The sequence below is a fragment of the Rhizobium sp. BK176 genome (assembly GCF_024808055.1).
Genome location: NZ_JANUBV010000001.1, coordinates 1,048,343 through 1,073,603 on the forward strand (window position 1 = coordinate 1,048,343; position 25,261 = coordinate 1,073,603).

Here is a 25,261-nt window from a genome sequence, read left to right on the forward strand (position 1 = left end):
CGGCCGCGCTATGGTCGGCCGCAAGGCCCGACGGGCTAAATCGGAGAAGACATGCGCCTATACCACGGAACGTCGTCGAAGCATCTGGATGCCATCCTCAAGCACGGACTCGTCCCGCGCGGTGATCGTCCGTCGAACTGGGCGGCTGCGTCGGCGAACGACAGGGTATACCTGACGGATGCCTACGGCCTGTATTTCGCCCAGTCGGCGCGCAAGGAAGTGGGCGAAGACCTCGTCATCGTGGAGATCGACACCGATCTGCTCACCGATCAGGATGCGCTTCACGCCGACGAGGACGCCGTCTGGTTCATTTATCAGCACGGCGCTCTGGACGAGCGTTTCATGCCGCCGTCCGCGATGATCGACAAGAACGAACAGGCCATGCACTTCTCCCGTGTTCTCCGTCCCATGGCGGAATCCGGCATCGGCTACGAGAAGTCCATGGAGTTGCTCGGCAACTGTACCCACGAAGGAGCGATCCCACTCTCGGCGATCACGAACATCATTCGATATTCGGCAGCGGAAGGCCCGTGGTGGGTCTCGTTTCACGACCCCGTCATCTCTATCCTCAACTACCGTTTTCACGGCTCCGAATACCGCGCGACGCAACTGGTCGTGGCCGGAAGAATGGACGAAGCCCGGCAGGTGGATCAGCCGATCCCCGGTTTCCTTGACCTCGATGCGGTGGAGAGGATGTGCGCGCCTCGGCGGACCGTCATCGACCTACCCAACGTGTCGCATGCGACACCCTCGACGGCTCCGGCACTTTTCGGCTTCTGAAAATCTGCCGAAATCCGAAGACATCGAAAGCTCTCGACTTTGTCTGATGCGCGGCGGCCCTTATAATCTTAGGCCATAGACCAAGCATGGACCGAGAGACATGGACCTTTCATTCGCCAAAAACCGCATCGACGACTCCGAGCGGGCCGACGTCCAGGAGCGGCTCCTCAAAGGACAGCCCCTGTTCCTCGAAATCGACGAGATCGTTTCCGCGGACACGGTGAGCGGCGTGCTGGTTCTCGGAGCCTTCGGCGCTCCTCCGGACACCAAGGTTCACGTCAGGCAGGTTCGCACGCACTCGCACATCGACAGCCTTACGCGCCACATCCAGGGGAACGACTATTTCCCCGCCCTGCGCAAGGGCGACATCGTCGCCTTCGACCGCGTCTACATCGAGGGCGGCGACGCGATGACCGCGAACCTGACCGCTCGCACCCATGACGGCATGAAGGGCCGGGTCCAGTTCCTGATGGGCATGGCCCGCGCATCGGCCACCACGGTGAGCAAGCGAGGAGCGCAACAGTTCCTGACCGTCGCAGATGGCTCGCAGTCGTTCCGTGCCGACGACGCCGACGACATCCGCGCCGTCTACAGGAGGGTCTGCGAGATGCCATGGACGGCGGGTTCCGGCGGGTTCATCGCCCGCACAGGCAACGGCCGCACGTTCGAATATCATGTCAACCGCGAAAACCCTCTGGATGCCTTCATCGAGGAGGTGATCGCTCAGGAACACCTGAAGGGACAGCGATGGATCGAACTCATTCCCGTCCGCAAGTTCGCTGTCGGCCGCGACCAGGTCGCCCGTGACGTCGACGTTCGTCAGGACGTCAAGAAAGCGGTCGGCAAGGTCGGGAAACAGTTCATGCCCGACAAGGGGCCGTATCCTGGATTCCGCAAGTCCGCGATCATCCTCTGCGACGAGGACGAATGGGCGTTCGGCGGCAAGACGGGCAAGGTCCACCGCGTGGCAGCAGGCATCCAGCCGCTTGATCGAGGCCCGGTGGTTGAATCGCGCTCCCTTCCGAGCCGCATCCACCACAAGAACGTCATGGACGTCTCAGGCCTGTACTCCGAGGCCACGATGGACAGGATGGCGGCCGAACGCGCCGAACGTCGTCCGCCCGAGCCGGAAAACAAGCGTTCGGAAAGCTCGTATTCGCGCGCCGACATGGCGTCCGGCTACGACAGCGGGAACAATCAGTCAAACAACCCGACAGCCAACAACATGCCTTTCACGTTCTAGGACGACCGAACTAGCGTCGCGGCCTGGCCTGAAGGAATGGCAGCTGCGGCGCTTTTGCCATTCCCGGTTCGATTGGATCGAGCAGGTCGTGCAGGCGCTCCGCGAACAGTTCCCATCTGTCTGACATCGCGCTCCTGAGGGATTCAATCCCATCGAGCAAGTCTCTGAGCGCGGCCCCATCTCCCTCTGCGACCAAATCCCTAAGATCGATCCAGAGTCGAACTTCCTCTGCCATCCGTTCGCCAAGAAGACCTGCCGTGCTTTCGAGCAGGAATTCGGCAGCACGCTTTGCGAGCCAAAGGTCAGTGTCTCTGGTGACAGGTGATTCCGGCGAAACGCTGTCGACCACGCCATGGACGTGCGACGGCAGCCCTTTCCTTTGTTCGATAGTGGCCACCCTTTGCCAGTCGACAAGCGGTATCGTGAATTCCCCGGGTCGCAATGGCTCGACAACGGACCGCTTCTCGTCATCGTCGTTGTAGTCGATTGTGCAATCCAGCTGGAGGTAGGAGTTCGAAACCTTCAGCAGCGGTTCAAGGGTCCGCTTCCAGAGGACGCTGTCAACGAGAACCAGCCGTCCCAGTATCCGTTCGACGACCGCGAGGTTGCTTTCCCGGTCGTCGCCGACGACTTCGCGCGCAGGAGGCAGCGCCACGTCCAACCTCGCCCCTGGCGTTGCCATGTCGACCATGGTCCTGTGGGCCAAATTGTAATGCTCGTGACTGTTGCGAAGGTGGAGGACCTCATTAAGAAACTGGAAGATGAAATTCGACCTGATCCTGCCGTTTTCGTAATGCGGAAGATGGTCGGCGTGGATGTGCGAGACTCCGCCGGGTCTGCGTCCCGCCTCTCTGATCAACTCTCCCTCGAATATCCGCCACTGCTGGGCGGCCCAGGCGATGGTGCCGTTGGCGCGAACGATCGGTGTCCTGATCCAGATTCCGTCCGACGTGTCCGCCATCGAAATCTCCGGAACGTCCCATTCCATCAGCTCGAGGAACGGCGCACTGCGCACGCCTGTTCCCCGGCGCGGAACGTAACGAACGGTATAAGTAAGCGGAACGACGATCCGCATGGTGATCTCCTTGGCGATAACGCCAAACCATCGCCGATCTCAGCGGAAGTCACAATCCTTCCCGATGCCATCCCTCGCCGCCATCACCAAGCTTGACGTCAACGCTTCGATCATCGCAAGGACCTCGTAGGCCGTGGTTCCCAACGTTCGTCTTCGATCGATCCGCGTATGGAAGCGGAGCCGCGATTTTCATCGGTAACCCGGTCCCTTGGTCCTGCGTCCGGGCGCTTCCTCAATGTCCAGAACCGAAAGCATCCTCTTAGTCTCGGCGACGATGTCGGCGTGTTCTCGCCCGAGGACGTTCTTCATGGCCATCACGAGTTCTACAACGTCTTCCACCTCCGCCTCCGGATCACGCCTGCTGAGCGCGTCTCGCAACGCAAGCCAGCTTGCGACGGCTTCGTCCGACTGTTCGCCGACGATGGAGGAGACCCGGCGCTCAACTGTGTCGGCTATCCTCCACGCCTCGTTCAGTCGTTCGCTCAGGAATGGCATGGCTCCAGTATCGATGCGATCAACCTCCACCCGGTGGTCATCGTCCAAAGGAATCCCGGCCTCCTCGGCAAGCTGCCTAATTTTGTGTGCCTGTGACAGCAGGAGCATTCTGTGATCGTAGGCCAGACGCCCGTAGTGCGGTCGCACGGACTCGTTTTCCTCGTCGAAGGTAAGCTGTGCCATCAGCGATCTTTCGCCGGCAAGCCTGATCCTTGGCCAGTTGGTTTCCTTCCACACTTGACCATCCACAATGACCAGACGGTCCAAAGCGCGTTGCGTCATTTCCCGCATCCGCGCTTGCGCCCATTCGATCATGAGATCGTCGTCAAGCGCGGCCCTTATGCGGATAAATCCAGAGTTTCCATTCTGGAGGGAAACTGCCGCATTGTGCAGGTATCGGTCTCTCGATCCAGGCAAAAGCTGAATGAACTCGCCGTACTTCCAGTCGACCTTGCCCCTTACGCGCGCGGGCAAGGCATCGGTTCCAATGCAGTGTTGCGAGTCGGCGAAATAATTCGCGCTACGGAGTATTTTCCCCTTGTGAAGCCTCAGGTCGATCGAACGCCATCGTATATGGTCCTCCATGGTAAACGAAGACCGTGCGGAGACGATCACAGGGGCATCGCAGCTGGATATTTCAGGGACGTCGCGCTCGATTAGCTCGCCCGTCTGGAGACCAAGGCCATCGGTTTCGAGCCGATCCAGGTAGATGACAGGGAGGATGACTTTCATCGAAACACCGCTTCGCAATATCCCCGAAGGATCGACGTTTTCCAAGCACGTTACAATCCGCAGCCTGGTTTGTGGCGAGTTACTTCGGCCGCGCTTGGACTACCGCCCGAACAGCCTGGCGATGTCCTCGTGCTTGAGGAATATCATCGTCGGCCGGCCGTGATTGCATTGAGCCGCATTCGGGGTGGCCTCGATTTCGCGCAGAAGGCGGTCCGCCCTGTCAGGATCGAGCTTGTCTCCCGCCTTGATGGCCGCCTTGCACGCCGCCGTTGCAAGCGTTTCCCAGACTGCCTCGTCAACGATGCCGTCTACAAAGCCCCCAACGCAGGCGCGGATCATTTCGTCCAATAGTTCCGACGGGATGCAGCCCGACAGGACCGACGGGTAGCCGTCGAGGATCACTGCGTCTCCCGCCATGCGGATCGAGAACCCCATGTCGCGCATGTCGTCCAGTCGCTGGGAGATCATCGCGGACTGGATGTTGTTGAGGTCGCGGCGCACGGGCGGATTGACGGTGACCATATCGTTGTCGCCGCCGTGCAGGGCCGCTTTCAGCCTCTCGAGGATGACGCGTTCATGGGCCGCGTGCTGGTCGACGACGGCAAGGCCGTCCGCGGTCTCGGAGACAAGCCACATCGAACCTGCCTGTCCGAGATAGCGACCAAGGGGGAGGCGCTTGCGGTCGGATATGTCGCTGTCGGCACCCTGCCCGGTCAGTTTGCGCGCGAGGTCGAAGACAGCCGCAGGTGTCCGCATTCCGGCGTCGTCGAGCGCCCGCTCGACCGCGGCGCGGACGAAGGCGGCGACCCGTTCCGGATTGAGGAAGCGGACTTCCGACTTCTGCGGATGAACGTTGACATCCACCTCGTCGAAGGGCACCGAAAGATGCAGCACGGCCGACGGCGTGTCCTTCGTTCCGATGAGGCTGCGGTATACCGACGAGACCACCCCCGACAGCATCCTGTCGGAAACCGTCCTGCCGTTGACGACGAAGACCTGCCGCGCGCCTGACGGCGTGACGGCACCCGGCAATGGCACCAGCCCGACCACACTGATCGGCCCGTCCGAGTGGTCGACCGTGACGGAGTCGGCCGCGAAGTCCTTCGACAGGACGTCTTTCATTCTGCGCTCGAAATCGCCTGTGGCGTAGCGACGTCGCTCGCCGCCCATGGAGACGATGAACTCGATCGCGGGATGGGCAAGGGCTGCCCGTTCGACCACCTCGACGACCCATGCCTTCTCTGTTCGGTCAGACTTGAGGAACTTGAGGCGGGCGGGATGATTGAAGAACAGGTCCCCGACCGTGATGCGGGTTCCGTAGCCACCGGCCACCGGACGGAGCTTGCCGACATCCTCGGAGGCATTTTTTGCCACCTGGAACGCCACGTCCTGACCTCTGGGTCGCGAGACCACCGTGATCGTTGAGACAGCCGCGATCGACGCCAGCGCTTCTCCCCTGAAGCCAAGGGTCGAAATGGCGCTGACGGAATCGCCTCTGAGCTTCGACGTCGCGTGATGCTGGAGGCAGAGTTCGAGGTCGTCGGTTCCCATGCCGGCACCGTTGTCCGAAACGGTGATCTCCTGGAGCTTCTGGCCACGCACGGATACCTCGATCGAGGTCGCGCCTGCGTCGATGGCGTTGTCCAGCAATTCACGGACGGCGGAGGCCGGGCGGTCGACGACCTCGCCGGCCGCGATCATGGCGGCGACACCGGGAGGCAGGATGCGGATGGGCATGGTCATCCAGCCCGACGAGCGAAGTGGTTTTCAAGGGCCTCGAGGGCTTCCCAGCTGTCGCGGCAGTAGCCTGTCGTATCGGTGGAGCTGAGCTCGATGTCCTTGACGAGAGCGGCACCCGCTGGCGTCCAGGAAATGAGGGCGTTGCGGCGGTCGTTGGCGTCCTGACGCCTATTGATCAACCCGGCCGCCACGAGCGCCTTGATGGAATAGGTGGCGTTGGAACCGACATAACGGCCGCGGCGAACGATATCGCTGACCTTGTGTTCGCCCTCGCCTATCGAGATGAGGAACAGGATGTTTCCGAGCGAGATGTCCTCGGCCTCGTGCTTGACGAGAATGGAGGCGTTGAACTCGCTGTAGACCCTCATGATACGGTCGACGACAACCAGGAACTTTGACCAGTCCTTGCTTCGGGTACGTTGTGTCATCGGCGCGCGCGGCTTTCGGAACGAACTAATCCATCCAGTTTCAGTCGGTCGGCGGGCGAGATCAACAGCCGGCCACTGGTTTTGGAACGGATCGGGCCGATGTCCCTGAAAGTCAGCCGTGGTCCGATCCATTCCACTTCAGGCGGACACCGCCTCGATCACGGCGACCGTGTCTCCGACAGTATGGATAGCGTCGACCTGGTCGTCGGTAAGCCGAACCGCGAATTCTTCCTCAAGGCAAAGAAGAAGCTCTATGCCGTCGAGCGAGTCCGCCCCGAGGTCTTTCACCAACTGGGCCGCGGGAGCCACGTTTGCCTCACTCGCCGAGAGAACCTTCGTTATGATCCGTCTTACGCGGTCTGCAATTTCATTCATGCCTTACTCCCACATCGGAAACAAATTACTGCTCACAGGCGATGTTTCGACATGAGTACGATCATTGCAAAAAACGCCGGCGCAGCGAGCAATGCGAAGACGCGGGCCGTTCCGGTCTAACCGCCGGTGCGGATTGGGCGCACTATCTTTGACATCGCTTCGGAGGAAACACATGAACACCACCACGCTTTGGCGTCCCGTCGGGCCGGAGGAACTCGCGCTCATCGAGCAAACAGGAATGAAGGCTTTCCCGCCGCGTCTGCCCGACCAGCCGATCTTCTATCCGGTCACCACCGAGGACTACGCGCTCAAGATCGCCAGGGACTGGAACGTCGCCCGCAGCGGTTCCGGATACGTCACGAAGTTCGAGGTCGAGAATTCCTTCCTGTCCCGCTATCGCGTCGAAGAAGCTGGCGGCCAGGCGCACCGCGAATACTGGATTCCCGCCGAAGACCTCCCCGCTTTCAACAGAGCGATCTCCGGCGTCATCGAAGTCACCCATGTCTTCAGTTGAATTCCACTCCCGCCTGATCGCCGGCGAGGACGATTTAGAGCTGCGTCGAATCCACGGCCATATGTGGTTGGAACACCTAGCCCTGTCGTTCTATTATTTCGAGAAATTCAACCTCTTCAAAGGCATCAAGCACGGCCTCAACGCATGCGGGGGATTCGGAAGCGGCGTTCAAGGTTTATCTCGTGTCCTCGGACCGACGACCGTCGTGTTGGACCGCCAGCTTTTGGTCCGCCACATGCAGGCGTATCTCGATTCACGGGGCAAGTCCCACACCCTCAAGCCGGACACCGACTTCAAGATGTTCGACTGCATGACGGCCGCTTTGATGGCCGATGCCCTGCCACCCCTGAAAGCCATCGACAGCGGCGATCTCGAACTCACCGCGAGCCTGTTCAGCAAGTTTGTCGAGGCCGTCCCTGCAGGCATGGGCTTCGTCTACCTCCCCAAGCCGAAAGCCAAGGGCGGCATCGATCTCGATCTGATCAAACCTGCGCTATGGCGTCGGGTCTTTCGAGGCGAAGTCATCGGCCGGGAGATTTCGGGCGATCAGGTATGGGCCGCCGTCGTCCAACACATGGCAGGCCGAGTGGAAAGCGCCTCCCTACTGACGGATCGGTGCGCCGACGAACTCGCGGCATCGCTCGAGCATCTTAAGAAGCGAGCGCCCTTCGACCTAAAGCGGGAGTTCGGTGATATGGCGACCCGACTGTCGAATGACCGTAAGGCTCGCGCAGACGGCGGTCCGTGGGGAATGACCGCCAATTAAGGAAAACGCGGAATGCCGCTCGACAGGCTGGCGGACGCGATGCTAGAAGATTCTCGCAACCTGGAGGGGCAAATGGGATTCAGCTTTCGCAAGTCTTTCGGCGTCGGACCGTTCCGCACGACTTTCACCCATCGTGGCATCACCAATAGCGTCGGCTTCGGCGGAGCGCGGTACTCGAAAACCAAGCGTTACGCCGACATGGGGTCTTCCGAACGCCAGGACCTGACGAGTAACTCGGACGGGCAACCCTCTGCCACCCCGAAAGGAAATCCGATCGTCGGATGGATCGTCATCGCGGTGATCGGATACGTCATCTACAAAGTGCTGACCTAACGACCCGGCGTCGGCCACTAGTCTACTTTCCATCGAATTCTTTCTTGGACCGGGCTTGGTCGCCGCTCGGTCAGCACCCTCCCTTGCGTTTTTTTCGTTTGGGTGTTTCAACCGCGCGGCGAATTTTGTGCTTCGGGGGATGGGTAATGGCACCACGCAAGAGGTCTTACAAAGGGGCAGGCGACAAGTGGCTTTGGGTGTGGCTGCATAACGCGAGCGTCGACGACCATAGGGCACAAAGAACAAGAGCCGAACGCAACGAGCGCCTCTTTTTGATCCGGACCAAACTACGCGGCGAAGGTATCGACGAGGGGTGGGCCGAGGTTGCCCTCGGCATCATGGAATCCAACGGCTTCGGACTGAACCAGTTCTCCAACAGGGTGGTGCCTCTTCTGCGCGACCACATGATCGATCATGAAAGGGAGGAGGCGCGCAAGGCGCGGGCCGCCGAACTGAGGCGCATCGACAAGCAGAAAAGGAAAACGGCGTTAGGCGAAGCCAAGCAGCAGGAGGCCCTGTGCCGCCGCAATCGGCGCAAGATGACTTCCGATATCAAGGCGGCCCGGAAAAACGCCAAAAGGATCACTTGGGTCGACCCGGGGATCGACGTCGCGGGTGCCAAGCACAACGCCCTCAACCAGGCACTGGCCGAACTCCGTTCCGATATCGGCGTCGCCAAGACGACGTTGGCGAACCACGACTCATCGATCCACGAAATCAGGGCGGCGGTCGGCACGTCGCTGTTTCTCGACTACGTGAGGCGAGGCTTGCCCAAGTGCTTCGCGTGGATGTATCTCGATCTTGTCGTTTTCGCCGTTATGATGGGTACGGTCGTCTCGCTACTCAGTCGCCACGTGGAAAACAACTGGGTTTTCGGCCTGTGCGCGCTCGCCTTTTTCGCCACAGGAGCAAGAGCGATAATACGCCACTTCGTGTGGCTCCGCCGACCCCGGATAAGCCTGTCGATGACTTTCCTCAAGAAGCGGTACCAGGATCACTTCTTGGCCAACGCCCGAGGGCAGCGCCTTCTTCCTCCCGTGATCGAGGACACCGATATCCCTCAATCCATTCTCGCGGAAATGGAGGGGATCGACACCGGGCTGCGCGAGGCTTTCGCAAGGCGGGCCGCCTGACTTCAGCCGTGCGCGCCGCCGCTGCACAGCCGCAAGCCATGCCGAGGAGCCTCGTTCGAGGTGTCGGCCATGATAATTACAGGTCGTTGATGTCGATCGAAAACCCCATGTCGTCGGCCATTCCGAAGCCGCGCTGGACCATCGACTGATGGCCCCAGCGCTTGATCGCGCAATACTCCCGGATATTGTCCTCGAAATCGGACGCCCTGTTGCGGTTTCCGTCGAAATCGAGTGTCGGCACGGAGATGACCAGTTGCTTGCGCGGACGGGTCACGGCGACGTAGAGAACGCGCTTCTCCTCTTCCATGGTCTCGTGGTCGCGCGCGAACGCCGACGGCATGTGGCCGCGCACGAAACTCGGAATGAAGACGGCATCCCACTCGAGACCCTTGGCTGAGTGGACGGTGGTGATGGTGATCGGCGTCTCGCCGGGCGTGGCATCTGCCGATTCCTTTTCGGCGCTGTTGTCGAGCGTCATCGTCGCCAGATAGGACTCGAGGTCTTCGTATTGCTCGGCCATGCCGATCAGGGCCTCGATTTCCCGACGGGCCGACTTGGTCCAGTTGTCCTTGAACTTGACGGCCAGAAGGTCGTTGAGGATGACCAACGCCTTGTCGAGCGCCACCGTCGGCCGATCCTTGCGGGATGCCAACACGTTATAGGCGGCCATGACCTTGTCGATGCCCGGCTTGTTGACCTTCTTGACGACCATGTCCGTCGGATCGCCCATCGCGAGCGGCGCGCCGGAGATCATCTTGAAGACCTTCTCGCCCATCGCGGGGCCGACGCCCTTCACGATGCCAAGCGCCTGAACCCATGCAGGCTCGTCCAACGGGTTGACGGCGCAGCGAAGCACCGAGAAGAACGTCCTGATGTGCCGTGATTTCGACACCTTGATGCCGCCGTAGACGACGTAAGGGATTTTGCGGCGGGCGAACTCGAATTCGATGTGGCGCGCGGTATGCAGGGAACGCACGACGACGGCCTGCTCACCGAAACCGATCTCGTTGTCCTTGTTGGCGAGGACCCGGTCGGCGATATAAATCGCTTCCTGGCTGTTCGATGGAACGGTGACCAGTTCGGGAAGGGTGCCGCGAGCGCCGGGGGCGGCTGCAAGCTGGCGTTCGAAGCGTTCCGTCATGGACGCGTCGACGGCGTTGCCGATGGAGAGGACTTCCTCGGTCGAACGGTAATTGGTGTTCAGGTAGATGACCTTGGCTTCTGGCCAGATTTCCATAAACGCAAACATGGTGCGCGGCGCGGAGCCGCGGAAGGCGTAGATCGCCTGCGCCGGATCGCCGACCACCATGACGTTCGGATGGCTGCCTGCCATCTTCTCGATGATGGCGCACTGCAGGGCGTTCGAATCCTGATGCTCGTCCACGAGAATGTAGGGGAAGCGAGCGCGGATCGCGGCGGCGAGCTGCGGATTGTCCAGCATCCTGTTCCACAGGAGGAGCAGGTCGTCGAAGTCGAACAGCGCGCGCTCGCGCTTGTAGACCTTGTACTCGGCGATGCAGTCTTCGATGAACTTGAGGAAAGGCGCGAGGTCTTCGTGCTTGTCGTAGACCACGTCTTCGACGGTCCGCATCGTATTGACCGCGAAGGAGTAGATTCCGTGGATCGTCTCGCCGTTCGGCTGGTTCTCGTCTTTCGTGCCGAGCCGTTTCACGATTCCCTTCATGACGCTTTCGCTGTCGTCGGAAGGAAGGATCGTCGGCTTGGTCGGCAAGTTGAAGAGGTGCAGGTTTTCCATCAGCAGGCGGCGGCCGATGGAATGGAAGGTTCCGGCGATCACCCTGTCGGCGAACGGCGTGTAGCGCCGCGCGCGCTCCACCATGTTCAACGCGGCCTTGTTGGTGAAGGTCAAGAGCATGATGCTGTCGGGAGCGACGCCGTTGGCGATAAGCGCAGCCACGCGCTTCACCATGACCGTCGTTTTGCCCGATCCGGCACCCGCGATCACGAGGGCCGGCCCATCGCGATGCAGGATCGCTTCGACCTGATCGGGATTCATGCCTTCCAGCAATTCCTCGATCGAGGCCGACGGCGGCATCGGCGGCGGCGGAGCCGGATCGTCGAAACCCGGCTCGTAAAAGTCGTCGTCGTAGTAGCTATCCATGGGGGCCTCTGGCTCAGGGTACGATGTGGCGGGCGAACGGCTTCTCGACGACGACCGGATCGGCATCTTCGAATAGCACCTCGACGATGTTGTCCATTTCGTAGAACGGACCGCGTTCTTCCACTTCGACAGCCTTCGACCGCAAGAACGTCGTCCCGCGCTTGCTTTCACGGACGTGTTCCGGAATGCGCGCCAGCTCTTCTTCGGTGAGCGACATGGCCACTTCGCGCTTGCGCATGAAAATGCCGCGGCGGAACTGGTTCGGATATCTGTCGTAGTAGTCGATCCCGAGAGCGGTCAGCATGTCCTTGATGTCGCCGGGCGACTTGCCGCCGAGCTGCGATTGGGTGAACTCCGCCCTGCCTGCGCCCAACGCCGCGTTACGACGCGCGTCCACTTCGCGCCAGACGACGAACTGCGCGGCCATCTCGTGGTCCACGCCAATGGCTCGTCCATCGAAAGCCGGAGCTGCGCGCGCAAGCCTGTCGAAAAGGTCGATGAAACCGCGGACATGGTCTGCGAGTTCGACAGCCGCATCGTGATCATAGCCGTTGTCACGGGCGACATCGACATCCATCCGCAACTGATCAACGCCGTTAGCGAACCTCTTCATCGCTTCCGCCATGAAGAACGTCGAAATTTTTCCCGCATAACCGCCTGCCATTTTCTGCAGACGGCCGTCAAACGGCATGCGTTCCGGGGAGAACACCATCGTGATCTCGTCAGACTGGGTGTAGACGAAGTTTGGTCCGAAGACTTCGAGCGCCCGCATGGCCGTCGCACGCATGGCGTCAGCCATCAACCTGTCGAACGGCTTGACCATCGAACCCGTGAATTTCGAGAACGACATGCCGTCGAGGCGGATCATCGCGCATTCCCCGGGGGCCACGCGCCGTTCCGTTTCCTTGGCCTCGTGCGCCTTGAGCATGTCGCCCATAGCGTCTTCGTATTTCGCTGACATATCGGTCTCTCGTATTCGGCGTCTTGATTTTCAATTCTGGCATCAGGCTGTAGCAAACGTCAACCAGTTTGGAAAGCTCGTCCGGCCCGCAATGGCTTTTGTGGCTGGCATGGCGTTGGGCCACATTGGGTTTTACAGATCGGAGAATGCAATGGAAAAACTACGCGCGCTGCTGGCTAAAAAGAGTTGGGACAGAGACTCTGTCACGGTCAGAGGAACGAGGGAACTAAGGTTCAAGGAGAACAGGTCCCATTACCTCGGCGCGATGGTGGACGAATACGTACCCGTCATCACCGAGCTTTCCCTCGCAACCAGCGAAAAAACCGTCACGCTTGCTCCATCGTCGCAAGAGTTCGTCGAACTGGCCGAAGTCCTCGAGGCGCACGTTACGCTGCCGCTTTTCACCCGGCTGCTCGAACCTCTCGCGATGCCGATCAGGGAGGTCGCTACCTTTGCCGCCCAGTACGGCAAGCTCGACAGGCATTTCGACCTCGACGAGGAGGAAATCGAAGCCATGATGCGCAACGACGAGGTCGCGCACGACGACATCGTCTTTCGCCGGTTTCAGTTGTCCGCCTTCGCCGAAGCACACCCGCAGTACGACCGCGCGCTCTACGAAGAAGTCCTGGATTCGCGATCAGGCCGCTACCGCGTCCACGACTTGACCACGTTCTTCGGTTGGCATGCCAGGTCCAGCGCGCTCTTCGACAAGGACGGCGACTTCACCCCGGAGGCAGCCGAACGTCTCAACGCCTTGCTCGACAAATGGGAGGAAGCTGGCACTGGCATCGAGCATGTCAGATATCAGGCACCCCGCGCCCTGTCGGCGCATCCGATGCACGAGGCGCGCATCCACGACTATGTGGAAGCCGAATTCGCCAGGCGCGGCATGACCGCAGCCCCCGCGGCGCTGAGGCCCTAGTGGACGTTGGCTCCCGCTTCGTCCTCAGGGCCGTAGACCAGTTCCACGGTCATGTCGCCCGCGTTGATCATCCTTGTCATCGCCAAGATCGTCGCCAACTGCTCCGGTGACGATTCCTTCAGTTCCTCGAGGACGGCGTTCATTCCCTGCGCATGTTGGCGCATTCGCAGGAGCCTTGTGGCGTTGTCTTCACCCGGTTGGCCGACCCTGAATTCGTGCGTGATTGCGTCGGCTGTCTCCTTTGGAGCAAGATTTTCTCTGACACCGATAAGGAAGTCGAGCATCGCATCGACCTGATGCAGGTCCATCTGCAGGCGTTTTCCGCCCTCCGTCCTCTTGGATTGACCTGGGTTTTGCAAGGTCAACCAGATGTGGTCCGCGGGAGCACCATCCCACATCCTGCCAAAATATTCGACGTGGAAGTCGTGACCGGCCGCCCTCAGAACTCCGCCCGACACGGCTTTCCCTCTGGACGCACGGTCCGAGTCCAGCATGTCGCGCAAAATCCACGGGATCAGCGGAGAGCGGGGGATTTTCGCAAGCGCCTTCACCATGTTCGGCTTGTTGGCCTCGTGGGTTCTGCCGTATCCTTCGGGATCACGGTATGCCATCGTGGTCCAGCCCGATGCTTCGAGCTGTTCGTACAGTCGGTCCATCTCCTCGGCGATCCGCGCCTCGTCTTCGAGAACGCCGCGCCACGGCCCCCAGCGATCACCGACCACCTTGCTCGTTCCGCGGTTGACCGAGAGGAAGAAACACTCCTCCTCCGGATTGTAAACCATCACGCCGCGCGGCAACGGCCTCGAATAACTCCCTTTGCCGGTCGCTACCCACGGCTTCGGCATCTTGAATTTCGGCATCTGATATTTCCTGTCCTGGTTTCAGGAAATGGTCGCCCGGGTATCGAATGCGCGCAAGCTCGCATTCAGCCGAAGGTGCGGGCGAGCGCGTCGATGGCGTTTTGGTACATGGCACCGCCGATGATGAGCGTGGCCATCCCGATGGTGGTTTCGAGGGCGAGTGCGATTGTAGCGGCGTTCAGCTGGAACATCTGCTTCCTTTCGTTGGGAACGATGACCCATTGTCCACACTGGAGACGTCCCTGGCATCGCCATTCGCATTGCGAAGGCTGACATTGTCTGGAGAACACTGACGTAGGCTATGTTATTCCGGCGGAAGATTTCCGGGTGTTTCCGCGGGCCTCAGAACGGTTTCGGCAGCGTTAGTTCCGCGCCGAGATCGACCCTCGCGTCGGCGAAGGTTTCGTCCGCGAGATCGAGCAGCTGAACGGGCAGGCCGGCAAGTTCCCACTCGTTCCTGTACTCGGCCAGAAACCCTCGAAGAAACTCTTCCTTCGCGACTGGGTCTGAGTGGTCGAAATACTTGTGCAAGCCGACGACGCGGGGGTACGTGTCCAGGAAGAAGCGTTTGACGAACGTATCGGCCGTCCTGACGGTCAGGATATCGGGATCGATGGACTCCGGCAGATGTACCGTCGGCTCCAGCGCCGACAATCTCGCTGCCGCTCTTTGTTGGTCTCCGCTTGCTCTAATAGCTGTGTGAGACATCTCTTCCCATTCGTCGAGGCCGAAGACGAGTACCTGGTCGACGATGTAGTCCTTTCCGTCGACGACGTTTGATCTGGTGTCGACGTGCAGGACGTATCCTTCGAGGCTGTCGTCTTTCCCCTTGGCCAAGCAGATTGCCGGCTGCGCGCAAGCGGCATGAAGCACGCCATCGACGGAAAGCAGCTTGCCTGTCACCGCCCCCAGCTGGGCCAGAGCAAGATTACGGCCGTTCCTGTTCACTGTCGAGAACCTGTCGGTCGGATCGACCTCGACCTTTCGGTGATCTTGGCCAGGAGAAAGCGCGTTCAAGCCGAGGATGTTGTAGCCGCCGCCGATCGGAAGGGCGTTCTCGAATCCGGCCGCGGTCAACTCGGGAGCTCTTCCCGGCTTGCCGTACTGTTCCGTGTGGCGTTCGGTCAGCCGCAGCCAATGACGGCCGTCGTACCAGCGCGTAAACTGTCGGCCGTCCTCCCCTGCGTGCCCGAGGAATGCGTATTTGAGGGGATCGTATCCGTGCATGTCTGAATGAGCAGCCCAGCTGACTGCCACCGGAGCCTCTTCGGCCGTCACATCGGGTATGTCTATGGTCACCCGCTCCTGGAACTTCCACGTCCTCGTGGTTCTTCCGATGGTTCCCCTGATGGTGTAGCCGATGGGCACGCGAATGTGCATGGTCGTTCTCCGGTTCGTGCTGAACGGTATCTCCCGTCCACGCCTGCGTCAAAATAGCCGACGGTTGTTCGGTGCTTCCATGACGGCAGCAACGAGGATCAACTCGACCCTTTCTGCGCATTCGGCCGACAGCTAGACTTTCTGAAAAGGGAGACTCCGAATGAGAAGCAAGACAGGAAACGCGGCACTCTTGAAGAGGGCCATCACCTCGTCGCTCGCGGCGATCGGCGTCAAAGAGACGGAAATCAAATTCACCGGCAACAAGATCGAGGTTCCGCTCTGCGGGGTCACGATCGCCCCGGCCCTCGAGAACGGAAAGCGCGTCTGGAAGGCAGAAAGCACCTATTCCGTCATGAGGCTGGACGACGCCTTCGAAAACGAGGTGACGCACCAGCTGTTCACCGTCGCGCTCGAGGACGACATGCTGCTCGCCCGCAAACTGGCCCTTCACATCGCTGTCACGAAGATCGACGCCTCGCTCGATTCCGTGGTGATCGAATCCGCTGGTCGGTTGCAACGCTGACCCTCAATATCTGCGGGATAAAGCGGCAGTACGACGGGAGATCGACACATGGCGGCAGCAATGGCCATCAATCAGACACCAGGGGTTTTCCAGAACCTGATGGAAGGTGTTGCCCGCCGTCTGGATATCGCCAGCGGCCACCGCTTCGGCAACTGGCTCAAGGACTCCACAGGCCTCGCGCAGCTTCCGAGTTTCCTGTCGCGCCCGAACTTCGGCGTCATCAAGGCGTTGCAGAGTACCCGCAAGCCGCCTTCTCTCGGCGACATGCTTCTCGAGACCGTCAACTACGCCATCGAAGAAGCCCGCGAACGCCTGTCGTCCCTGGTCAACGGCTCGTTCATCCCGGGCGGCGTGCAGGAACTGTTTTCCTATCTGCGCGAACACTCCTTCGACCTCGAAAGCCGTATCAACAAGCTTTCGGGCGAAGTCACGAATTTCCTCGTCGACCGCTCCACCAGGGCGTCGATGCCGGCGGCGCAGGTGGACCCTTCGCTGTCGCACCGCAACGTCCTCAAACTGGAACTCGCCGGCCGGCTGCGCGAGCAGATCGGCAAGGACACGCCCGTCAACGCTTACGGCTCCTGGGGCGGCATGGCCTGGACCCGCGACAGCATGCAGAGCAAGTTCGGCTACACGGTCGAGAAGAACCAGGGCTACTTCGGCCGCGTGGTCGGCATCGTCTCGGACGACGAGCAGGAGAACTTCCGACTCTTCGCCGAACTCAAGAACCGCGGCATCGACCTGATCGTTCCCAAGAGCAACGACGGAACAGGCAAGCCCGTGATCGGCATGCCCATCCTGGCACGATCGAAGTCCCTGAAGGCCGAAGACGTCCATCCTAGCCTCGACCACGCGAAACTGTCGGAAAAGTTCGGCGGCGGCCTGATCGAACACTACACGGAACTCGCGGCCCGCGCGGCCAGCCCGAGGACGGCGGCCGTCGCTGCCGAGCGGGTTTCCCGCGAGGACTTCAACAGGCTGTTCCTGCGTGCCGAAAAGGACATCGCCCCGGTTGCCGACAGCTCCTTCGGCTTCGGTGGCGCGGAAGCCGATCTCGACATCGTCATCAAGATGAACCGCAGCGGCCAGATGATCGCATGGGACAGGGCGGCGAACACCGAAGCCCTGTCGGCCATCAACTGCCTGCCCTACGGCGAGTACGAGCGTTTCGGGGCGGACGGCAAGCTGGTCGGCTACACCACGGTCGGTGACCGGGGTCATGTAAATCACTACGACAAGGATCATCGCGAAATTCCCCGCGAAATTCCGCGTACCAAGACTCTGGAACAGGAATTTGGCCAGAACCCGTCGTTTGGATTTGCCTAAGGCGAAATTCATGACACAATGATGGGAATGATGATTGACTTCTTGCGATGTCAACATTATTTCCCTCTCATTGAAGTCATGAATTAACCTCCGGAGGCAATACCCAACGTGGCCAAACCCGCAGTAGCAACAGACGCCAAGATTGGCGGCAGCGACAAGCTCAAGGCTCTCGAAGCCGCCCTCTCGCAGATCGAACGCGCACATGGCAAGGGTTCCGTCATGCGCCTCGGCGAAGATACGAAGCTCGAAGTGGACACGACCTCCACAGGCTCTCTTGGCCTCGACATCGCGCTTGGCATCGGTGGTCTTCCTCATGGTCGTATCGTCGAAATCTACGGACCCGAGAGTTCTGGCAAAACAACGCTTGCGCTCCAGGTCATCGCAGAATGCCAGAAGAAGGGCGGCACCTGTGCGTTCGTTGATGCGGAGCACGCCCTGGACCCGGTCTACGCCCGTAAGCTCGGCGTCAACCTCCCCGAGCTGCTGATCTCGCAGCCAGACACAGGTGAACAGGCTCTCGAAATCACCGACACTCTGGTCCGCTCCGGTGCCATCGACGTTCTTGTGGTCGACTCGGTCGCGGCGTTGACGCCCAAGGCTGAAATCGAAGGCGAGATGGGCGACAGCCTGCCGGGTCTCCAGGCACGTCTGATGAGCCAGGCACTCCGCAAGCTGACCGGCAACATCAGCCGCACCAACTGCATGGTGATCTTCATCAACCAGCTTCGCATGAAGATCGGCGTGATGTTCGGCAATCCGGAAACGACGACGGGCGGCAACGCTCTCAAGTTCTACGCATCCGTTCGCCTCGACATCCGCCGTATCGGCGCGCTGAAGGAGAAGGAAGAAGTCATCGGCAACCAGACACGCGTCAAGGTCGTCAAGAACAAGATGGCTCCCCCCTTCAAGCAGACCGAGTTCGACATCCTGTATGGCGAAGGCGTTTCCAAGGTCGGCGAGCTCGTCGATCTCGGCGTCAAGGCCGGCATCGTAGAAAAGTCCGGTGCCTGGTTCTCGTACGACAGCCAGCGCCTTGGTCAGGGCCGCGAAAAGGCGAAGGAGTTTCTGCGCGAAAACCCAGAGATCGCCAACGTGATCGAAGGCAAGCTGCGGGCCGAAGCAGGCGTGATCAGCGAAACTCTTCTCGCAGGTTCGCCTGAGTCCGACGCCGACGCGAGTTCGCCGGATGAATGACCCTCACCGGTCGCAATACGCCGTCTGGGCGGGGAGCGCGGGCAACCGTTCTCCCGGCCCGGGAGGCTGGGCTTCGGTCGTGATCCACGGATCGACCGGCCTCGAGCATGCCATCGTGTCGGGCGGAGACGACCTCTCCACCGATCACGCCATGGAGCTGACCGCCGTCTTCATGGGACTGACGCGCGTTCCACGCGATGTGACGGCAACGGTCTTCACCGATTCCAAATTCGTTCTCGATCTGGTCGGCATCCTCTCGGAAGGATGGAATCCCGGCGGTGGAGAGCATGAAGAACTATGGTCGCGCCTCGTTGAGGAATGCGGCAAGCGCTTCGTCTCGTGGCAGGAAGTCGCCGCTGGCGACGACGTCCCGCATCAAGCACGTGCGTCGATGCTCGCTCAGGCCGAAGCCGCTGGCATAGCCTGATCTCCCATGCCCGACGTCCGATATCCCCGCACCATGCATCTCGATGGCTCCGGACTCGGAACCTCGTCCTCGTCGCGCGAGCGGTTGGCATGGTCCGACCTTTCGCATCGGCATGTGGTTCTCGAGGAAAAGATGGACGGTTCGGAGAGGAGCTTCGAATTCGACGACGATCTGGAACCCGTTCTGCGGTATCGCGGATCACCGCTCGATCTCTCCTCGCGGGGTGGGGCCGAGAAGCAGTTCGACAAGTTCAAGGACTGGTTCGAGATGAACGCCGACGCGTTCTTCGACCGCTTCGAGACCAGATACCGCGTCTACGGAGAATGGCTGTTCGCGGCGCACCGGATTTTCTACGACATCCTGCCCTGCCACTTTCTCGAATTCGATATCCTAGACATGCGGGATGGCCGTTTCCTCGACACGACTTCCCGTCAGGAGCTTCTGTCGGCCGTCCAGGCTATCCATAGCGTCCGAGTGATCGCCGCTGGATCGGCTGGAGCGATCCAGCATCCCTCGAAACTTGTCGGCCCCTCGGCGTTCAAGTCGCCGACATGGCGTCAGTCGGCAGGCCTTGCCGCTTCTCGGGTCGGCCAGTCTCCTGATGCGTTTCTTGGCCGTCTTGATGGAACGGATTTGGCGGAAGGCGTCTACGGCAAGGTCGAGGAGAACGGCGAGGTCGTACTCCGGTTCAAATGGGTGCGGCCGGATTTCGTGAGCGCGATCGTCGACGGTGGCCGTCATTGGAAGGACATGCCGCTCGTCCCGAACGTCGTCCAGGATCGGGCATCGGAGCCTGTTCCGAGCGTCTCGACCTTCATTCCGTAGCCCGATGACACCGACTAAATGGTCCTGTTCTTGAAATCCTTGCTGATTTTGCGCGCGAGGTCGCGCACCCTGATCCTTGCCACGACATCGTTGAAATCGTCCTCGGACCTCTTTCTTGCAGCTATGAGCGCGTGAGCGTCGGCGAGCACTTCTTTCACGAGTGTTTGCGCGGCCTTGGGGCTTTTGGATTTCGCCCGTAACCTTTCGTACGCTTCCCCCGCCGGAGGTCGAGCGCATTTCTTTGTTTCGTTGCGACGAAACACGCGAGCGAGGTCTTTCAAAATCGACATGCCGAACTCCTGGGCCAAGGCCAAATTTAGCACTTCACGGTGTCGTGACGTCAATAATTTTCTCCGGGTCTTGCCGCGTCTGAGGATTCGGGTGACGCTTGAGTCATCGTCAACTTTATGGACCTCCCATGATCACGAAATTCAAGACGGCGCTCGCCGCAGCCGCCCTCCTTCTCGCCGCCACCGCGCCGTCCTTCGCCGAGGATGCCGCCGCTCCGAACACGTGGAACCCGCCGACCGCCTACACCGACGCGGACACGGGCGAGAGCTACGACATCGTCGTCGGCGACCCCAAGGCTCCGATCACCATCTACGAATACGCTTCGCTGACCTGCCCCCACTGCAAGGCCTACCAGGAGCTGGCGGCCGACGCCGTCCAGAAGAACTGGATCGACACCGGCAAGGCCAAGCTCGTCTACCGCCACTTCCCGCTTGACCAGTCCGCTCTGGCTGCCGCTCTCACCGTGCAGTGCATGCCGGCCGACAAGCGCTACGACAGCGTAAAGCTGTTCTTCAAGAACGTCGACAAGTGGGCGCAGAACCCGGAAGGCCTGGTGACTGTCCTCCAGGACAAGTACGGCAAGGACTTCACCTTCGCGGAAGGCAAGGACGCCAAGGACAGCCTGATCGAATGCATGAACCGCAAGGAGTTCGCCCAGAAGTCCCTCAAGGCGATGCTCGACGCCAGCCAGAACGGCGTCAACTCCACGCCGTACTTCATCATCGACGGCGAACATGTCCGTGGTGCCAACACGGCCGAGAAGATGGGCGAGATCATCCAGAAGCACCTGGACTCCAAGACCTCCAAATAACGCCTGCGCCCCCACAGGCGTTGAAGGGGCGGTCCACATTCCGAAAGGCGGCGGCCGCCCCAATCTATTTCCGGCCATTCCGCGTTTTGCGGATTTACCTACAGCGCGCCGAGAGGCACACTTATCAAGTCACAGGAGAAGCCAGATGGACCCGTTCGAAACCTTCATGATCTAGCCCTGCCATACGGGCCGTCCGTTCGGCAGTCGCCGATAGCTTCAGTTCAAATATCACGGACCACCGCCAGCGCGGTCCGCCAGTCCTCATTGCCCTTCCGCCCTTCAGGAAACAGCAACAAGGACCATCCCATGCCAACCGACTACCAGTCCCTGCGCGAGCGCGCGCTCAAATCTCCGACAAGCCAGTTCCTCCATGTTCCGGTCATCCCGTCTTTGGGCATGATCGCAGCTGCCGCCGACGCCACCGACGTTTTCTTCGAAGGAGACCGCCTGTGGCAGTGGTTCGACAGCTACGAGCAGGAACGCGATCTCGAAGGCATCCATGTCGATGCCGGCCTCATCGAGCGCTATGGCGTACAGAAAGCCTTCGTGATGGCATGCCTCGCCGATCTATGGGGCGAGATGCTCGATGGCGTCGATTCCATGCTCACCATGCGCGCCCGGAATCCCAGGAGCGCCGACGACCTCCTCTACTACCTTCCAGACCGCTGCCCGCCAGGCGGCTGGCCGAAAGACAAGGCGGCCTGTACCGACGAGCACAAGGCACACGCGCGCTACAAATCGGAGCCGTTCTCGACCTATTGGACGACATGGCATCGGCTAGACGCCGAAACCGAGGCCGTCGCGCCGCGTCGCCTTCCCGAGAGCGTGGCACAGGGAGCGGCGAGAGCTTATCTGTCCGTCGGGACGTTCATGCAGTTCCAGGACATCGTGAAGCTGAGCGGCTCTCCGTTCGTGCCGGGAATGACGAAGGAAGCCTACTTCATGGAGGAGGAAGCCCACCTTCTCGTCTTGTCCGCGATGTGGCGCGCGATGATCGCGTGGCTCGAGGGTGACCTCGAAGACGCGGTCGAGTTCCCGTACCATTCCGACTGCCAGGCCGAAATCCTCACGCATATGATGTTTGCCCACCGTGGACTGTGGCAGAAGGTCGACGATTTCATCAGCAAGACGCCCTTCAACCGATTCGCGGTCTACGCCAAGGGGTCGATGCTCTCCTTCGCGACCACCGACGGCAAGTCGTCTTTCTGGTACCAGGAATCCGAAGGCGACAGACTTGTCCGCAGCGAAGGATTGCGTCTCAGGGTCGGCCGCGACCGCAGCGGTCTGGAAGACCTGCTCCGCCAGATGGCCAAGCGCGACATCTGGAAGGTCGAGGCGATCGGTATCGATGTCCCGTGGGATTCCGGCGAGGGCTGAATCAGAAGCGGACGACCGTCACAGGCTTGCCCATGCGACGGGCGTACTCGATCGTGTACTTGGTTCCCGAAGAGCGACCGTCCCAGAAAGCGATCAGCATGTCGCAGGCTTCCACGATCAGACGGTTCCGATGATGGTACGGGTGTCGGTATTTCTTGCGGTCGGGGTGGAAGATAAGCGTCTCCACCCCGTTGCGCCTCGCCCAGCGCTCGGCCAGGTGGTCGGCACCTTTTGCACCGCCGCTGATCACCGCACCCGGATCGCGTTCGGTCAGTGTCTTGGCCAACAGTTTGTCGTCGCGGAAGGTTCGGCTTCCGATAACGGCGATCTTCAGTTTCGCGGTCATGGCATGTCTCTGGTCGCGCGACCGGGTCACACCGACGGCACGCTAAAACTCGAGGTCCGAAAAAGGGCTGGCGTTTGAGGGAAGGGAAATGGTGGAGACCGGAGGTCCGACGAGGACGCCGCATCTGGCAGCGCTCTGCAGGAGGTAGTCACGGCTCATGCCGAGGAATCCCGAGTAGAACTCGATGGCCATCCTGGCGAATGACGGACCGTGACCGTTTTCCCCGCGACTGACGGCTTCGTAAGTCGCGAGGTGGGCCGCTTCGTGGAGTACCGTGACGGCGGAATACCCCCACTCGGCGATGATGATCTGCCAATTGGCCATGTCGGCCTTGCAGGGCGAATGGCTGGCCTTGGAGAATTTGATCGTGGGCAGTCTGGTTCCGGTCGCTGCGCAGGCACGGAACACGTAGTCCCGGCACTGGTCACTGGTCAGCAACCTGTCCGCAGCCGACTGCCTGGGTTCGACGAACGCCTCTTCCCAGTGGTACAGTCGGCGTGCGGCTTGATCGGCCATCGGTTAGCGGCAATCCGCTTCGATCTTGGCACGCGCCGACGTGAACCCCTTGAGCGAGTAGCTGTCCTTCGAGATCGAGCCGTCGGCCTCGGTCCAGTTCACCGCCGCATCGGAGCCACGGCGCATCGCCGCGATCAGCTCTGCTTCCGGGCTGCCGCTGGCTGCGAACGCCGCCGTGTCGAAGGTGAGAAGCTCGAATGTCTTGCTGTCGACAGTGGCGGACGCCTGCGCCTTGCCGGCACCGGTCTTCCCGTAAACGAAGGCCACCGAATTCTTGACGCCTTCACCCGGAACATTGACGATCGAAAGGTAAGCGCCGTCGCGCTGTTCACCGTCGACGTTGACCGGCTTCGTCCATGCGGTACAACGGCCGTTGGCGTTCTCTACGGTCCAGTTGTCGAAGACTTCGGCGGCGTTTGCGAGACCCGGCAGCGCGACCAGCGCGACGGCAGCCGCGAGAATGTGGTTCCTCATGTTTCTCTTGTCCTGTTATCCACGGAAATTCCTAAGTTAAAGGCTAAAGCGAGGACTTCGGCGGCGCAAGTGGAACCGTAAATTAGAGACATCGTTGGTGTCTTGCTTGGTCGGCTGTATCTTGAAGACAGGAAATCTTTAAATTAACGGGAAACGTCGCCATGAAACTGACCATGGAGATTCAGGGACACCATACGGGCTTTTCGCCGCACTCGCAGCGCCCGAACGAACAGGTGGCGCACACGACCATCTGGGGCAACGACACCAACGGACGTTACGCGCGCGCCAGGTTCTACGGCAGCGTCGCACTCGCCTTCAACGCCAAGATCGCCGCGATGCTCTCGGAGAACGAGGTTGTTTCCTCCAAACGGTTTGTCGTCACCCTCAACGGCGAATGGCAGACCCGGACCTTCGTCAAGGACGGCAAGGAAGAAAAGCAGCGCAGCTTCGTCGCCAAGGAGACCGAACACGCCTCCGCATTCAACATCCTGGATGGCATCGCTCTCGAGGCCGCCCGCCTTCGCAACGACGCAACCCAGGCGCTCCGCAAGGCAGAGAAGCTTCGCAACAGCGGACAGCTCGCGCTCGCCTACGAGGCCGTCGCGCAATTCGTCGCCAACTACGCCGGCGTTCCGCTCGACCTCGAGTCGTTTCTGGCCGACAACGAAGCCGACGACAAGGAATTCGGCTCGAGCGCGCACGTCGACGCCGATCCGGAAGCTCTGGCCGCCGCGCACTTCGCCCGCGAGGACCGGCTGAGGGACGCCCCGGAATCCCCGGAAGCGTCCGAAGTCGCTCAGAGCAATCCCGAGGAACACACCGAGACGGTCGAGGCAACCCCGGAAGAAACGGCAGGCTTCGGCGCGCCGGAATCGGCTGAAGAGCCGACGGCGGACTTCGGTGCCGACGACGAGGTTCTCGGCCCGACATCCGCTGCAGCGGAAGCGTCCGAAAACGTCGCCGAGGAAGACGCGATCATGATCGACGCCGCCCCGGCAGACGACGTGCTCGACGACACCCCGGTCGAACCTGTTCTCCAGTCTTCCGCTCCCCAGCAGAAGGGTCCGGCATTCCAGACGGCGACGCCGTTCGCCAACCGCCCGCCGCTCCAGCAGCAGGCAGCCACTTCGAAGCCGTTCTCGCGTCCCGAACCTGTCCGCCAGGCACCGCAGCCGGTCGCCCGCCCGGTTCCGTCGCAGGAAGAACTTTCGGCTCCTCCGCAGGCCTCGGTCCCGTCCTTCCTTGCGCCGCGCGCGCCGCGCTTCTAAGCGCTCGACATCCGGAAAATTAAA

Annotated in this window: 28 protein-coding genes; 15 read left to right on the forward strand and 13 right to left on the reverse strand. The window is 60.8% G+C overall.

The annotated features are described in order from the left end of the window. Window positions 1-51: 51 nt before the first annotated feature. Both FHT76_RS05820 and FHT76_RS05825 read left to right on the forward strand, forming a co-directional pair. Window positions 52-780: a hypothetical protein gene (locus FHT76_RS05820; RefSeq protein ID WP_259184817.1), complete on the forward strand. Its 729-nt coding sequence runs from the start codon at window positions 52-54 to the stop codon at window positions 778-780. Window positions 781-880: 100 nt separating this feature from the next. Continuing rightward, window positions 881-2,023 (forward strand): hypothetical protein, encoded by a 1,143-nt coding sequence (locus FHT76_RS05825; RefSeq protein WP_259184818.1) that lies wholly within the window; start codon window positions 881-883, stop codon window positions 2,021-2,023. A gap of 10 nt (window positions 2,024-2,033) precedes the next feature. Here FHT76_RS05825 and FHT76_RS05830 read toward each other — a convergent pair whose 3' ends face one another. From FHT76_RS05830 to acpP, 5 genes are all read right to left on the reverse strand, one after another. Continuing rightward, window positions 2,034-3,098, reverse strand: a complete 1,065-nt coding sequence (locus tag FHT76_RS05830) for a hypothetical protein (protein ID WP_259184819.1) — start codon at window positions 3,096-3,098, stop codon at window positions 2,034-2,036. A gap of 189 nt (window positions 3,099-3,287) precedes the next feature. Continuing rightward, window positions 3,288-4,325 (reverse strand): hypothetical protein, encoded by a 1,038-nt coding sequence (locus FHT76_RS05835; RefSeq protein ID WP_259184821.1) that lies wholly within the window; start codon window positions 4,323-4,325, stop codon window positions 3,288-3,290. A gap of 99 nt (window positions 4,326-4,424) precedes the next feature. After that, a complete protein-coding gene (gene mutL, locus FHT76_RS05840; protein ID WP_259184822.1) occupies window positions 4,425-6,062 on the reverse strand; it encodes a DNA mismatch repair endonuclease MutL in 1,638 nt (545 codons plus the stop codon). 2 nt (window positions 6,063-6,064) lie between these two features. Further along, window positions 6,065-6,493: a winged helix DNA-binding protein gene (locus FHT76_RS05845; protein WP_259184823.1), complete on the reverse strand. Its 429-nt coding sequence runs from the start codon at window positions 6,491-6,493 to the stop codon at window positions 6,065-6,067. Between the two features lie 138 nt (window positions 6,494-6,631). Then, window positions 6,632-6,868, reverse strand: coding sequence for an acyl carrier protein (gene acpP / locus FHT76_RS05850; RefSeq protein ID WP_259184824.1), 237 nt, complete (start codon window positions 6,866-6,868; stop codon window positions 6,632-6,634). 172 nt (window positions 6,869-7,040) lie between these two features. On the opposite strand from acpP, the gene FHT76_RS05855 reads away from it, so the two are divergent. The 4 genes from FHT76_RS05855 (at window position 7,041) to FHT76_RS05870 (ending at window position 9,614) form a co-directional block, all read left to right on the forward strand. Continuing rightward, window positions 7,041-7,382 carry an ADP-ribosylation/crystallin J1 gene (locus tag FHT76_RS05855; RefSeq protein ID WP_259184825.1) on the forward strand — a complete coding sequence of 114 codons (342 nt, stop codon included), beginning with the start codon at window positions 7,041-7,043 and terminating at the stop codon, window positions 7,380-7,382. Further along, window positions 7,369-8,148, forward strand: coding sequence for a hypothetical protein (locus tag FHT76_RS05860; RefSeq protein ID WP_259184826.1), 780 nt, complete (start codon window positions 7,369-7,371; stop codon window positions 8,146-8,148). The genes FHT76_RS05855 and FHT76_RS05860 overlap by 14 nt, the downstream gene beginning before the upstream one ends. 72 nt (window positions 8,149-8,220) lie before the next feature. Further along, the gene (locus FHT76_RS05865) at window positions 8,221-8,481 is read left to right on the forward strand and encodes a DUF4236 domain-containing protein (RefSeq protein WP_259184827.1); all 261 of its coding nucleotides are present in this window, start codon (window positions 8,221-8,223) and stop codon (window positions 8,479-8,481) included. 146 nt (window positions 8,482-8,627) lie between these two features. After that, window positions 8,628-9,614: a hypothetical protein gene (locus FHT76_RS05870; protein WP_259184828.1), complete on the forward strand. Its 987-nt coding sequence runs from the start codon at window positions 8,628-8,630 to the stop codon at window positions 9,612-9,614. 76 nt (window positions 9,615-9,690) lie between these two features. Here the strand turns inward: FHT76_RS05870 and FHT76_RS05875 are convergent, their stop codons facing one another. Both FHT76_RS05875 and FHT76_RS05880 read right to left on the reverse strand, forming a co-directional pair. Further along, window positions 9,691-11,736, reverse strand: a complete 2,046-nt coding sequence (locus tag FHT76_RS05875) for an ATP-dependent helicase (RefSeq protein WP_259184829.1) — start codon at window positions 11,734-11,736, stop codon at window positions 9,691-9,693. A gap of 13 nt (window positions 11,737-11,749) precedes the next feature. Beyond that, window positions 11,750-12,697: a tRNA(His) guanylyltransferase Thg1 family protein gene (locus FHT76_RS05880; protein ID WP_259184830.1), complete on the reverse strand. Its 948-nt coding sequence runs from the start codon at window positions 12,695-12,697 to the stop codon at window positions 11,750-11,752. A gap of 151 nt (window positions 12,698-12,848) precedes the next feature. On the opposite strand from FHT76_RS05880, the gene FHT76_RS05885 reads away from it, so the two are divergent. Continuing rightward, entirely contained in the window at window positions 12,849-13,619 is a 771-nt protein-coding gene (locus FHT76_RS05885; protein WP_259184831.1) for a hypothetical protein, read from the forward strand. Here FHT76_RS05885 and FHT76_RS05890 read toward each other — a convergent pair. The 3 genes from FHT76_RS05890 to FHT76_RS05900 all read right to left on the reverse strand — a co-directional run bounded on the left by FHT76_RS05890 (window position 13,616) and on the right by FHT76_RS05900 (window position 15,859). Then, complete coding sequence (locus FHT76_RS05890; RefSeq protein WP_259184832.1) at window positions 13,616-14,479, reverse strand: hypothetical protein; 864 nt, start codon at window positions 14,477-14,479, stop codon at window positions 13,616-13,618. The two genes, FHT76_RS05885 and FHT76_RS05890, sit on opposite strands and share 4 nt — an antisense overlap. Window positions 14,480-14,544: 65 nt before the next feature. Then, window positions 14,545-14,670 (reverse strand): hypothetical protein, encoded by a 126-nt coding sequence (locus FHT76_RS05895; RefSeq protein WP_259184833.1) that lies wholly within the window; start codon window positions 14,668-14,670, stop codon window positions 14,545-14,547. 151 nt (window positions 14,671-14,821) lie between these two features. Then, the gene (locus FHT76_RS05900) at window positions 14,822-15,859 is read right to left on the reverse strand and encodes a hypothetical protein (protein WP_259184834.1); all 1,038 of its coding nucleotides are present in this window, start codon (window positions 15,857-15,859) and stop codon (window positions 14,822-14,824) included. Between the two features lie 160 nt (window positions 15,860-16,019). Here FHT76_RS05900 and FHT76_RS05905 point away from each other — a divergent pair, with 160 nt between their 5' ends. The 7 genes from FHT76_RS05905 to FHT76_RS05935 all read left to right on the forward strand — a co-directional run bounded on the left by FHT76_RS05905 (window position 16,020) and on the right by FHT76_RS05935 (window position 22,633). Then, window positions 16,020-16,382 (forward strand): hypothetical protein, encoded by a 363-nt coding sequence (locus FHT76_RS05905; protein WP_259184835.1) that lies wholly within the window; start codon window positions 16,020-16,022, stop codon window positions 16,380-16,382. A 48-nt stretch (window positions 16,383-16,430) separates the two neighbouring features. After that, entirely contained in the window at window positions 16,431-17,708 is a 1,278-nt protein-coding gene (locus FHT76_RS05910) for a hypothetical protein (protein ID WP_259184836.1), read from the forward strand. A gap of 141 nt (window positions 17,709-17,849) precedes the next feature. Further along, entirely contained in the window at window positions 17,850-18,902 is a 1,053-nt protein-coding gene (gene recA, locus FHT76_RS05915) for a recombinase RecA (protein ID WP_259185554.1), read from the forward strand. Then, window positions 18,895-19,329 carry an RNase H family protein gene (locus tag FHT76_RS05920; RefSeq protein ID WP_259184837.1) on the forward strand — a complete coding sequence of 145 codons (435 nt, stop codon included), beginning with the start codon at window positions 18,895-18,897 and terminating at the stop codon, window positions 19,327-19,329. Before recA ends, FHT76_RS05920 begins: the two co-directional genes overlap by 8 nt. Before the next feature lie 6 nt (window positions 19,330-19,335). Further along, window positions 19,336-20,154 (forward strand): RNA ligase family protein, encoded by an 819-nt coding sequence (locus FHT76_RS05925; RefSeq protein WP_259184838.1) that lies wholly within the window; start codon window positions 19,336-19,338, stop codon window positions 20,152-20,154. A gap of 418 nt (window positions 20,155-20,572) precedes the next feature. Then, window positions 20,573-21,256 carry a DsbA family protein gene (locus tag FHT76_RS05930; RefSeq protein WP_259184839.1) on the forward strand — a complete coding sequence of 228 codons (684 nt, stop codon included), beginning with the start codon at window positions 20,573-20,575 and terminating at the stop codon, window positions 21,254-21,256. Window positions 21,257-21,562: 306 nt separating this feature from the next. Further along, window positions 21,563-22,633, forward strand: coding sequence for a hypothetical protein (locus FHT76_RS05935; protein WP_259184840.1), 1,071 nt, complete (start codon window positions 21,563-21,565; stop codon window positions 22,631-22,633). A 1-nt stretch (window position 22,634) separates the two neighbouring features. Here the strand turns inward: FHT76_RS05935 and FHT76_RS05940 are convergent, their stop codons facing one another. From FHT76_RS05940 to FHT76_RS05950, 3 genes are read right to left on the reverse strand one after another with little or no spacing between them, the layout of a single operon-like run. Further along, window positions 22,635-22,979, reverse strand: coding sequence for an SLOG family protein (locus FHT76_RS05940; protein ID WP_259184841.1), 345 nt, complete (start codon window positions 22,977-22,979; stop codon window positions 22,635-22,637). Between the two features lie 42 nt (window positions 22,980-23,021). Continuing rightward, complete coding sequence (locus tag FHT76_RS05945; protein WP_259184843.1) at window positions 23,022-23,495, reverse strand: SprT-like domain-containing protein; 474 nt, start codon at window positions 23,493-23,495, stop codon at window positions 23,022-23,024. 3 nt (window positions 23,496-23,498) lie between these two features. Beyond that, window positions 23,499-23,969, reverse strand: coding sequence for an invasion associated locus B family protein (locus FHT76_RS05950; RefSeq protein WP_259184845.1), 471 nt, complete (start codon window positions 23,967-23,969; stop codon window positions 23,499-23,501). A 161-nt stretch (window positions 23,970-24,130) separates the two neighbouring features. On the opposite strand from FHT76_RS05950, the gene FHT76_RS05955 reads away from it, so the two are divergent. Further along, entirely contained in the window at window positions 24,131-25,237 is a 1,107-nt protein-coding gene (locus tag FHT76_RS05955) for a hypothetical protein (protein WP_259184846.1), read from the forward strand. Window positions 25,238-25,261 lie beyond the last annotated feature (24 nt).